At 70.1% G+C, this 11,305-nt stretch carries 8 protein-coding genes and 1 riboswitch; of the genes, 1 reads left to right on the forward strand and 7 read right to left on the reverse strand.

The features are described 5' to 3' along the window. Positions 1–121 precede the first annotated feature (121 nt). Positions 122–3,658 (reverse strand): DNA polymerase III subunit alpha, encoded by a 3,537-nt coding sequence (gene dnaE / locus WBN91_RS37215; protein WP_337728969.1) that lies wholly within the window; start codon positions 3,656–3,658, stop codon positions 122–124. A gap of 254 nt (positions 3,659–3,912) precedes the next feature. On the opposite strand from dnaE, the gene WBN91_RS37220 reads away from it, so the two are divergent. Beyond that, the gene (locus WBN91_RS37220) at positions 3,913–4,797 is read left to right on the forward strand and encodes an AsnC family protein (RefSeq protein WP_337728968.1); all 885 of its coding nucleotides are present in this window, start codon (positions 3,913–3,915) and stop codon (positions 4,795–4,797) included. On the opposite strand, the gene WBN91_RS37225 is transcribed toward WBN91_RS37220, so the two are convergent. The 6 genes from WBN91_RS37225 to WBN91_RS37250 form a co-directional block, all read right to left on the reverse strand. After that, complete coding sequence (locus tag WBN91_RS37225) at positions 4,747–5,985, reverse strand: multidrug effflux MFS transporter (protein ID WP_337728967.1); 1,239 nt, start codon at positions 5,983–5,985, stop codon at positions 4,747–4,749. The two genes, WBN91_RS37220 and WBN91_RS37225, sit on opposite strands and share 51 nt — an antisense overlap. A 73-nt stretch (positions 5,986–6,058) precedes the next feature. Next, positions 6,059–6,433, reverse strand: a complete 375-nt coding sequence (locus tag WBN91_RS37230) for a hypothetical protein (protein WP_337728966.1) — start codon at positions 6,431–6,433, stop codon at positions 6,059–6,061. 87 nt (positions 6,434–6,520) lie between these two features. Further along, complete coding sequence (locus tag WBN91_RS37235) at positions 6,521–7,450, reverse strand: RluA family pseudouridine synthase (RefSeq protein ID WP_337728965.1); 930 nt, start codon at positions 7,448–7,450, stop codon at positions 6,521–6,523. After that, positions 7,447–8,061 (reverse strand): signal peptidase II, encoded by a 615-nt coding sequence (gene lspA, locus WBN91_RS37240; RefSeq protein ID WP_337728964.1) that lies wholly within the window; start codon positions 8,059–8,061, stop codon positions 7,447–7,449. The genes WBN91_RS37235 and lspA overlap by 4 nt, the downstream gene beginning before the upstream one ends. Before the next feature lie 22 nt (positions 8,062–8,083). Continuing rightward, positions 8,084–9,400 (reverse strand): aminotransferase class V-fold PLP-dependent enzyme, encoded by a 1,317-nt coding sequence (locus WBN91_RS37245; RefSeq protein WP_337728963.1) that lies wholly within the window; start codon positions 9,398–9,400, stop codon positions 8,084–8,086. 47 nt (positions 9,401–9,447) lie between these two features. Next, positions 9,448–9,562: riboswitch (SAM riboswitch) on the reverse strand. A 49-nt stretch (positions 9,563–9,611) separates the two neighbouring features. Continuing rightward, positions 9,612–11,093 carry a potassium/proton antiporter gene (locus WBN91_RS37250; protein WP_337728962.1) on the reverse strand — a complete coding sequence of 494 codons (1,482 nt, stop codon included), beginning with the start codon at positions 11,091–11,093 and terminating at the stop codon, positions 9,612–9,614. Between the last annotated feature and the right edge of the window lie 212 nt (positions 11,094–11,305).

An 11,305-nucleotide genomic window follows, 5' to 3' on the forward strand; every position in this document is an offset into this window, starting at 1 on the left:
TTCGGGCAGGCCATACGGTGGGGGAACCGAGGCCCTCCACTTGTAGGTAACACCTACCGCGCGCTCCGCGCGCGAAGACCGCGCTGCGCGCGTGGAAAGCCCAGGGCGGTTCGGCGACCGTCTAGCCCAGGCAGCCTGGGCCGAGGAGGGCCTTCAAGTCCCCCATCAACGACGGCGTAGGACTCACCCGCAGCGCGTCATCCAACTTCAGCACGGTGTTCCGACTAGCGTTGATGATCAAATTCAAGTGCACCTCAGTGGTCCCCGGATGCGCCCGCAAGACCTCCTTCAGCGAGGTCACCAGCTTCGGATCGCACCGCGAAGCCTGCACCTTCAGCCTCAACGCCTGCGCACCCAGCTCCGACAAGTCAGGCACGACCAGGTCGTTGGCGATCAACGAAATCCGGTCCTCCCGCTTGGCCACCCGAGCCTTGACCAGGACGATCGCGTCCTCCGCCACCGACATCCCGTGGACCATGTAACTCTTGGGGAAGAACAGAACCTCGATCCCACCAGCCAGGTCTTCCAGCTGCGCCGACGCCCAAGGTTCGCCGTTCTTGTTCACCCGCCGTGTCACCGACGCCAGAATTCCACCCAAGGTAACCTGCGTGCCGTCCGGCACATCACCTTCAAGAATCCGAGCGATCGAAGCATCCGAATACGACTCCAGCACCTGCTCGACACCATTAAGCGGGTGGCCGGAAACGTACAGGCCCAGCATTTCCCGCTCCAGCGTCAGCTGGTGCTTCGGCTCCCACTGCTCGTCAGGAATCTTGACGTCGAAGGCGCTTCCGACACCATCATCCCCGCCGCCATCACCAAAAAGATCGAACTGCCCTCGGGCCTCTTCCTTCTTCGTGACCATGATCGCGTCGACAGCTTCGACGTGGATCATGTGCAGGCCCTTGCGCGGGTGGCCCAGGGAGTCGAACGCCCCCGCCTTGATCAGGGATTCCACGACCTTCTTGTTGCAGACCGTGGCGTCGACCTTGCGCAGGAAGTCCGAGAAGTCGACGAACTTCCCCTTCTCCTTGCGGGCCTTGATGATCGCCTCGACGACGTTCGCGCCGACGTTGCGGATGGCGCCCAGGCCGAAGCGGATGTCGTCGCCGACTGCGACGAACTCGCGTTCCGACTCGTTGACGTCCGGCGGGAGCACCGTGATGCCCATGCGCCGGCATTCGGCGAGGTAGATCGCCGACTTGTCCTTGTTGTCCGAGTTGGTCGTGAGCAGGGCGGCCATGTACTCGCCGGGGAAGTTCGCCTTCAGGTACGCGGTCCAGTACGCGATCAGGCCGTAGGCGGCGGAGTGCGCCTTGTTGAACGCGTAGTCGGCGAACGGGACCAGGATGTCCCACAGGGTCTTGATGGCCTCCGGCGAGTAGCCGTTGTCCAGCATGCCCTTCTCGAAGCCCTCGAACTCCTTGTCGAGGATCTCCTTCTTCTTCTTGCCCATCGCGCGGCGGAGCAGGTCCGCTTGGGCCAGCGAGTAGCCCGCGACCTTCCGCGCGATCGCCATGACCTGTTCCTGGTAGACGATCAGGCCGTAGGTCGTGTCCAGGATCTCGGCCAGGGGCTCTTCGAGTTCCTTGTGGATGGGCACGATCTCCTGCTGCTTGTTCTTGCGCAGCGCGTAGTTCGTGTGCGAGTTCGCGCCCATCGGGCCCGGTCGGTACAGGGCGATGACGGCGGAGACGTCTTCGAAGTTGTCGGGGCGCATCAGGCGCAGCAGGTCGCGCAGGGCGCCACCGTCGAGCTGGAACACGCCCAGGGTGTCGCCTCGGCCGAGCAGGTCGTAGGTCTTCTTGTCGTCCAGGGGCACCTGGGTGATGTCGACCTGGCCCTTGCCGTTGAGGGCGATGTTCTTGAGGGCGTCGTCGATGGTGGTGAGGTTGCTCAGGCCCAGGAAGTCCATCTTGAGCAGGCCGAGCGTCTCGCAGGTCGGGTAGTCGAACTGCGTGATGATCGAGCCGTCCTGGGGCCGCATCCACACCGGGATGTGGTCCATCAGCGGTTCGGCGGACATGATGACCGCGCAGGCGTGCACGCCCGCGTTGCGGATCAGGCCCTCCAGGCCGCGGCCGGTGTCGATGATCTCCTTGACCTGCGGGTCGGTCTCGTACAGCGCGCGGACCTCGGCGGCCTCGGAGTACCGCTTGTGCGCCGGGTCGAACACGCCGGACAGCGGGATGTCCTTGCCCATCACGGCGGGCGGCATCGCCTTGGAGATGCGGTCGGCGACCGCGTAGCCGGGCTGGCCGTACAGGACGCGGGCGGAGTCCTTGATGGCCGCCTTCGCCTTGATGGTGCCGAACGTGATCACCTGGGCGACCTTGTCCTGGCCCCACTTCTCGGTGACGTACCGGATCACGTCACCGCGCCGGCGCTCGTCGAAGTCGATGTCGATGTCGGGCGGGGACACGCGGTCGGGGTTGAGGAACCGCTCGAAGATCAGGCCGTGCGCCAACGGGTCGAGGTCGGTGATGCCCATCGCGTAGGCGATCAGCGCGCCCGCGGCGGAACCACGACCGGGGCCGACGCGGATGCCGTTCTCCTTGGCCCAGTTGATGAAGTCCGCCACGACCAGGAAGTACGAGGGGAACCCCATCTGGAGGATGACGCCGATCTCGAACTCCACCTGCTTGCGGTGGACCTCGTCGACGCCCTCGGGGAACCTCCGGCGCATCCCCTCCCAAACCTGCTCGCGGAAGTAGTCGGCCTCCGTCATGCCCTCGGGGACCGGGTAGCGCGGCATGAGGTTCTGGAAGGCGAACATGCCGGTGGTGTCGACCTTCTCGGCCACCAGCAGGGTGTTGCGGCACCCCTCCTGCCAGGCGTCGGAGGAGTCGATCGCGCGCATCTCGTCCGGCGACTTCAGGTAGTAGCCCGAGCCGTCGAACTTGAACCGGGTCGGGTCCTGGAGGGTCTTGCCGGTCTGCACGCACAGCAACGCGTCGTGGGCCTCGCGGTCCTCGGCGTAGGTGTAGTGGCTGTCGTTGGTGACGACGAACGGGATGGCCAGCTTCTTGGAGATCTCCAGCAGGCCGCCCCGGACCCGGCTCTCGATCTCGATGCCGTGGTCCATGAGCTCGACGAAGAAGTTGTCGGCGCCGTAGATGTCCCGCCACTTGGCGGCGGCCTCCAGCGCTTCCTTCTCGTGGCCCAGCCGCAACCGGGTCTGCACCTCGCCCGACGGGCAGCCGGTGGTCGCCATCAGGCCCGCCGAGTGCTCGGCGACCAGCTCGGCGTCCATGCGCGGCCACTTGCCCAGCTGGCCCTCGGTGGACGCGCGGCTGGACAGCTTCATCAGGTTGTGCAGGCCCTCGTTGTTCCGGGCCCAGATCGTCTGGTGCGTGTACGCGCCGCTGGCGGAGACGTCGTCGGCCTTCTGGCCGGGGTCGCCCCACAGCACGCGCTTCTTGTTGAACCGGGAGTCGGGCGCCATGTAGGCCTCGATCCCGACCACGGGCTTGATGCCGGCCGCCGTCGCCTGCTTGTAGAAGTCGTAGGCGCCGTACATGTTGCCGTGGTCGGTGATGGCGGCGGCGGTCATGCCGAGGCGCTCGCACTCGGCGAACATGTCCTTCAGCTTCGCCGCGCCGTCGAGCATCGAGTACTCGGTGTGCACGTGGAGGTGCACAAACGAGTCCGCCACCATGCCTCCTCGAAGATCGGGACTGCCCGGTGGGAAGGCACGGGCAAGATGCCTCCGACCCTACATCTCCCGCACCCGCCGGCCACACCGCCCGGGACCCTTCGCCGAGACGATTCTGACCCACCGCGCGGGCCGCCGCCGGGACCCCCGCCGGGGTGTCGCGGGGCCGCCGCGCGGGGCCTGTGCGATGGGTCGATCCGGTGATCGGCGGCGGGGCGATGGCGCGGGGATCTTGTCGGACGGGTAGCGTTCCCCGTGTGGTAGCGCCGGATCCCGTCGACGCCCGTCTCCTGGCCATGCTCGCCGAGATGGGCCGTGCCGCCGTGCACGAGCTGGCCGCGAGACTGGGGATGGACCCGCGCGAGGCGGCCACCCGGCTGATCACCCTGTCCGGCAGCGGCCTGCCCCTGCTGGTGGGCGTCGAGTGCGACCCCAACGGCATCCGCAAGGCCCTCGCCAACAGCGTCGCCTGGGGCAACTACACCGGCCCGGCCGGTCCGACGGGCGCGGCCCGGGGCACGCCCAGCGGCCCGTACCCGCAGCAGCCGGGCACCGCCTCCGGCCCCTACCGCCAGGGACCGCCCAGCGTTCCGTTCCCGGCCCAGTCCGGCCCGGTGCCCGTCCAGTCCGGCCCCGTTCCGGTCCAGGAACCCCAGAACACCTGGGGCGTGCCGGGGACGTCGAGCTGGGCGCGGGGCGAGCAGGCGCCCGCGCCGCGGTCGCGCACCGGCAAGATCGGCAGCACCCTGGAAACCGAGGGGCTGGAGGGCGCGCGGTTCACCATCCAGCTCGTCGAGGTGGTCGACCCGGCGGACTTCCTGTTCACGGCGGCCGGTTACAAGCTCGCCGACGGGGAGCGCGCGGTCGTGGTGCACACGGAGCTGAACAACATCGGCACGGTGCCCTTCAACGCGCTGCCGGACATGTACCTGGTCCTGATGACCAACACGGGCGAAACGGTCACCAAGGCCCCGGTCTCGCTGTCGTCCCGCCCGCCGCACAAGATCGGCGTGCAGCCCGGCGAGACCGCCGGCGGCCACACCGTCTACATCCTGCCGGAGAACACCCGGGTCACCTCGATCCGCTGGAGCTCACGGCCGGAGACCGACCTCAACACCCTGGTCTGGGTCGTCGAGGACTAGCGCCGTCTCGCGGGTGACGCCCGCGTCGCCGCGGGTCAGCAGCACACCGACCACCAGCGCCAGCACGGTCGACGCCGTCATCACCACGACCATCGGCAGGGTGCTGCCCGACCCGAACGCCCCCACCAGCGGCGCCATCGACCCGGCCACCACGAACCTGGTCACCCCCAGCACCGCCGACGCGCTGCCCGCCGCCTCGGCGTGCCGGGCCATCGCCAGGGTCGCCGCGTTCGGGGTCAGCACGCCGACGCTGGTGGTGACCACGAACAACGGCACCAGGAACGCGACCAGTCCGCCGCCCAGCAACCCGGTGGTCAGCAGACCGACACCGCCCACCGCGCCCATGCCCAGTCCCAGCCACAGCAGCGCTTTCGGCGCGACCCGGCCGGTCAGCGCGGTGTTCAGCAGGCCCGCCAGGAAGATCGCCACGCTGTTCGCCGCGAACACCAGGCTGAACTGCTGCGGCGTCAGGCCGAACACCCCCTGGAGGACGAACGACGCCCCGGCCACGTACCCGAACAGCGCGCCCAGCGACAGGGCCGACGCCAGCGCGTAGCCCAGGAACACCCGGTCGGCCAGCAGCACGCCGAACGCCCGGGTCGTCGCCGAGAGGTGGGCCGGCCTGCGGCGCTCCGGCGGCAGGGTCTCCGGCAGGGCGACCACCAGCACCACCAGCAGCACCACCGCGACCAGCGCCAGCGCGACGAACGTGCCCCGCCAGGTGGTGAACCGCAGGAGCTGCCCGCCCAGGACGGGGGCCAACACCGGTCCCAGTCCGTTGGTCATCATCAGCAGCGACATGAACCGGGCCATCGCCAGCCCCTCGAACCGGTCCCGGGCGATCGCCAGGGCCAGCACGAACCCGAACGCCACGGCGAACCCCTGCACCAGCCGCAACGCCGCGAGCGCCCCCGCCGACGGCGCCACCGCGCACACCAGCGAGACCACGACGTACAGGACGACCCCGAACAGCAGCGGACGGCGGCGTCCCCACGAGTCGGACAGCGTGCCCACGACCAGCTGGCCGAGCGACATGCCGATGATGAACGTGGTCAGCGACAGCTGGACCTGCGACTCGGTCGCGCCGAACTCCCGGGCGATGGCCGGGAACGCGGGCAGGTTGGTGTCGATGGACAGCGGCCCCAGCAGGCACAGCGCGCCGAGCAGGAGGATCAGCCTGGTCCTCATGGGTCGCTCCCCCCGGTTCCGATCGCCGGCTACCGGGTGGTGGACGAACCGCCGGCCGCCGGGGTGCGCCCGGTCACCCGTTCCGGCGCAGCAGTTTGCCCAGGAACGACCGCTTCGCGGGCGGCTCCGACCGGTCCGACTGCGGCCCGGGAGGCGGACCGCCGTAGGGCTGGCCGGGGTACGGCTGGCCGGCGTGCTCAGGACCGGCATAAGGACCGGCGTGCTGCGGACCGGGGTACGGCCTGCCCGCCTGCTCCGGACCGGCGTAACGGCCGGCGTGCTCCGGACCTGCATGTGCAGGGCCGGGGTTGGCCGGGCCGGGAGCCGGTGGGGGCTCGGGGAGGTCGCCGCCGATCACCGCCGGCGCCACGGTGAAGCCGTCCGGGTCCTCCGGACGCGCGAAGCCCTGCGGCGGCGTGAGATCGGCGTCGCCGTACTGCGTGGACACCACACGTACCTCCCCCTGGTGGTCCCGGCCGTTGATCCGAACGTTACGCGAACGCGACCTGTGCCGGGAGGCGGTGATCGGGGGAGGTCAGCCCTCCGCGCGGAGGATCTCCAGCGCGCCTTCGAGGTCCGCCGGGTACTCGCTGGTGAACTCGACCCACTGGCCGTCCGCCGGGTGGTGGAACCCGAGCGTCCGGGCGTGCAGCCACTGCCGGGTCACGCCCAGCCGCTTGGCCAGCACCGGGTCCGCCCCGTAGGTCAGGTCGCCCACGCACGGGTGGCGCAGCGCCGAGAAGTGCACCCGGATCTGGTGGGTGCGCCCGGTCTCCAGGTGCACGTCCAGCAGCGACGCGGCGCGGAACGCCTCGGCCACCTCGTAGTGGGTGATGCTGGGCTTGCCGTTGGCCATCACGGCGAACTTGTAGTCGTGCTTGGGGTGCCGGTCGATGGGCGCGTCGATGGTGCCCCGGATCGGGTCCGGGTGGCCCTGCACCAGCGCGTGGTACAGCTTCTCGACGGTCCGCTCCTTGAATGCGTGCTTGAGCGCCGAGTACGCGTGCTCGCTCTTGGCGACGACCATCACGCCGGTGGTGCCGACGTCGAGCCGGTGCACCACGCCCTGCCGCTCGGCCGCGCCGGACGTGGCGATCCGCACGCCCGCCGCCGCGAGGCCGCCGACCACCGTGGGACCGGTCCACCCCGGGCTGGGGTGCACGGCCACGCCGACCGGCTTGTCCACCACGATCACGTCGTCGTCCTCGTGCAGGACGATCAGGCCCTCCACCGGCACGGCCTGGACCTGCACCGGCCGCTCCGGCTCGGGCAGGGTGACCTCCAGCCACGCGCCCGCGACCAGCCGGTCGGACTTGCCCGCCGGACGCCCGTCCAGCACGACGTCCCCGGACTCGGTCAGCGCCGCGACGGCGGTGCGGGACAGGCCCAGCAGCTTGGCCAGGCCGGCGTCGACGCGCATCCCGTCGAGCCCGTCGGGGACGGGCAGCGTGCGGTAGCCGCTCATGCCTTCTTCTCCGGCGACTTCTTCTCCACGCGGGTGCCGTCGTAGTCGCGCTGCATGATCGCCATCAGCACGATCACCGCGCCGCCCACGCAGATGGCGGAGTCGGCCACGTTGAACACCGGGAAGAACGTCCCGTAGGGCTCCACCACGGAGATGAAGTCCACGACGTGCCCGCGCAGCGGCCCCGGCCCCCGGAAGATCCGGTCGGCGAGGTTGCCCAGCGCGCCGCCCAGCACCAGCCCGAGGCCGATCGCCCACCCCACGGACCGCAGCTTGCGGGCGATCCACAGGATGAACCCGACCACGCCGCACGCGATCAGCGCGAGGATCACGGTGTAGCCCTCGGCCATGCCGAACGCGGCGCCGGAGTTGCGGAGGAAGGACAGGTGGACCAGGCCGCCCATCAGCTCGATCGGCGGTTCGCCTTCCAGCTGCTGGACCGCGATGACCTTGGTCACCAGGTCCAGCGCGAAGACCACCGGCGCGATCAGCGCGAGCAGCAGCACCCGCTTCTCGGGCAGCGGCTGCGCGGCGCTCTCGGCCCGCTCGGCGGTCGGCGGCTGCTCGACCTCCTCGGGCTCGGCGGGTTCGGCGTTGGACTCGGTGCTCACCGGGCCATTGTCCAGCATGGCCTCAGCGCAGGAACGGCGGGAGCGGGCGCTGGTCGTCCACCGGGGTCCAGCGGCCGTCCACGACCTCGTACTCCCAGCGCGGCCCCTCGACCACCAGCGACCGCAGCGCGGCCACCAGCCGGTCCACGTGCTCGACCGTCGTGCCCAGGCCCAGCGACGCGCGCAGCGCCCGGTTGCCGTCGGTCAGCCGGTGCACGGCGACGTGGGCGCAGAACGCACCGTCCCGCACGCCGATGCCGTGCTCGGCGGACAGCGCGGCGGCCAGGAAACCGGCGTCCTGCCCGCGCACCACGAAGCTCACCACGCCGACCCGGTCGTGCTCGGTCCCGAACAGCGCCAGCTCGCAGATCCCCGGCACGGTCGCCAGGCCGGCGCGCAGCCGGGCCAGCAGCTCCCGCTCGTGCGCCACGGTCTGCTCCCAGTGCCTGCCCAGCACGTCGCAGGCCACGGCCAGGGCGTGCACGCCGACCACGTTGGGCGACCCGGCCTCGTGCCGCTCGGGCACCGCCGACCAGGCCACGCCGAGCCGGTCGCCGTGGTCGCTGACCCGGGCCGTCGCGCCGCCACCCACCAGGTACGGCTCGGCGGCCTGCAACCAGTCCGCACGCCCGACCAGCACGCCCGCGCCGAAGGGCGCGTAGATCTTGTGCCCGGACAGCACGGCGTAGTCGACGTCCAAGGCCTTGAGGTCCACCGGCCGGTGCGGGGCGAGCTGGGCGGCGTCCAGGGCGATCCGCGCGCCGTGCCGCCGGGCCACGGCGGCCAGTTCGGCCACCGGCCACACCTCGCCGGTCACGTTGGACGCGCCGGTCACCACGACCAGCCGAGGCCCGACCGGCGCCTCCCGCAACGCCCGGTCCAGCGCCACCACGGCCTCACCGGCACTGGACGGCGTGCGCAACCGCCGCACGTGCGGGCCACGCCACGGCAGCAGGGCCGCGTGGTGCTCGGTGTCGAACAGCACCACGGCCGTCCTGCGCGGCAAGCTCCTGGCCAGCAGGTTCAGCGCGTCCGTGGTGTTGCGGGTGAACACGACGGTGTCGCCGGTGCGGGCTCCCAGAAACCGGCGCACGGAGTCCCGGGCCTGTTCGTAGACCCGCGTGGACACCTGGGACGCGAAGCCCGCACCCCGGTGCACGCTCGCGTACCAGGGCAGCAGCTCGTCCACAGCGTCACGCACCTGCTCCAGACAGGGTGCGCTGGCGGCGTGGTCGAGGTTGGCGTACTCGACGCGCTCGCCGGTCACCAGCGGCACGCGCAGCGACGCGCCGACGACACGGGGCAGAGCGGCGATGGATCCGGGGACTGCGACGGTCACGACACCCTCCGGTGGGGGTCCAGGCGGACTCCGCTGCCGTCGAGGGAGGCCCGCGCTTGCCCGACGCCCTTCGCGCCAGGCCAGGTCCTCATCGGGGGCACCCCACCGCGGTAGGAGGGTTGCCGGCCAGCTAGCCCGAGCTTCGCGCTGGCACTCATGACCTTGCCTCGACGTTAACCCACCGCCGACGACGAGTCGAGCCGCGTTCACATCATGGGAGCCCGGTGTCGCCCTTCCAGCGCGCGTACCGACCGGCCCGGTCCACCGCGCGGATGCGCTGCTCGGTGGCGGTGCGAGCGCTCTCGGTGCAGACGACCAGCATCTGGTCGTACTCCTGGAGCCGGGTCGTGGCCTGCGGCGTGAACCCCTCGTCACCCCGCACCACCAGGCTCACCGACGCACCCACCGGCAACCGCAGCTCACTGAGGTAGACGCCGTGCAGCTTCGAGCCCCGCTGGATGCGCACCTGAAGCAACTCCGCGCCCAGTTCATCCAGCGCGGACGAGTCGACCTGGACCTCCCGCGCCTCCCCCGACTTCTCCAGCTTCAACCACCGCGCCAGCCACGGCAGAGTGCTCCCCTGCACCACCGTCAACACCACGACCAGCACGAACACGGCGTCCACGAGATCTTGCGCACCAGGAACGTTCTGGATCAAGGGGATCAGCGCAAACACAATCGGAACCGCACCACGCAACCCCGACCACGAAATGAAGACCTGCTCCCGCCAAGGCACCCGAAACGGCAACGCCGCACACAGCACCGACAACGGCCGAGCCAACAACACCAACACACCCCCGGCCACCAGCGCCGGCACCAGCGCCTCCAGCAGCCGGCCGGGCGAGGCGTACAGCCCCAACAGCACGAACAGCCCGATCTGGGCGATCCACCCCAGCCCTTCGGCGAAGGACAACGTGTCCGCCCGGTGCGGCAGCCGAGCGTTACCCAACACCAACGCAGCCGTGTAGACGGCAAGGAACCCAGACGCATGCGCCAGGTCACCCGCTGTATAGGCCAGCAGACACACCGCCACCGTGGCCAAGGGATACAAACCAGTCGCAGGCAACGCCGCCCGCCTCAACCCGGCCCCACCGAGCCACCCCAACGCGATGCCGATCGCACCACCAGCGGCGAGCTCGTAGACCATCAGCAGCGGCGCGGTCCACGTAACCGGGTCAGGCGAGGCAAGCAGAACAACCGCAAGGTAAACCGGAGCGTCGTTGATCCCCGACTCAAGCTCCAACGCACCAACCAGCCGCTTACCAACCCCCACCCCACGCAACACACTGAACACCGCCGCCGCATCGGTAGACGACAGCACCGCTCCCCACAGCAGGGCAGTCCGCCAGTCCAGCCCGAGCAGCTCGTGCAACGCAAAGCCCGTGACCCCGATGCTCACCCCGACGGACACTGTGGACAGTGCGATCCCCAGCCCCAGCGCGGGTTTCACAGCAGTCCACCGAGTGGTCAACCCACCTTCGGTGAGGATCAACACCAGCGCGGCCGTCCCCAACGACCGCGTGAGGTCGGCATCGTCGAACTGGATGCCAAGCACCGATTCCCCCAGCAACACACCGATGCCGAGGTAGAGCAGGAGCGAGGGCAGACCAAGCCGAATCGACACCCGCACCGCGATGACGGAGAGCAGCAGAACCGCGGCGCCGATGCCGAGGAAGGCCGTCACACCACCCACACGACCTCCTGTTGTTCACCCGGTGGAGGTCATTCTCCCTGGTGACCCCGATCTGGACTAATCGGGCACCCACCCCACCAGACCACCTACGCCAGACCACCCACACCCAGCCCACACCCCACCCCACGCCCCCCATCGCGCGCAGCGCGTGCTCTTCGGCGAAGCCGGCAAGCGGCAGTCCACCGAGGAGGACACAGCGCAACTTGGGCTTC

Origin of the sequence: Saccharothrix sp. CCNWYY140 (assembly GCF_037401995.1) — a bacterium.
GTDB lineage: Bacteria > Actinomycetota > Actinomycetes > Mycobacteriales > Pseudonocardiaceae > Actinosynnema.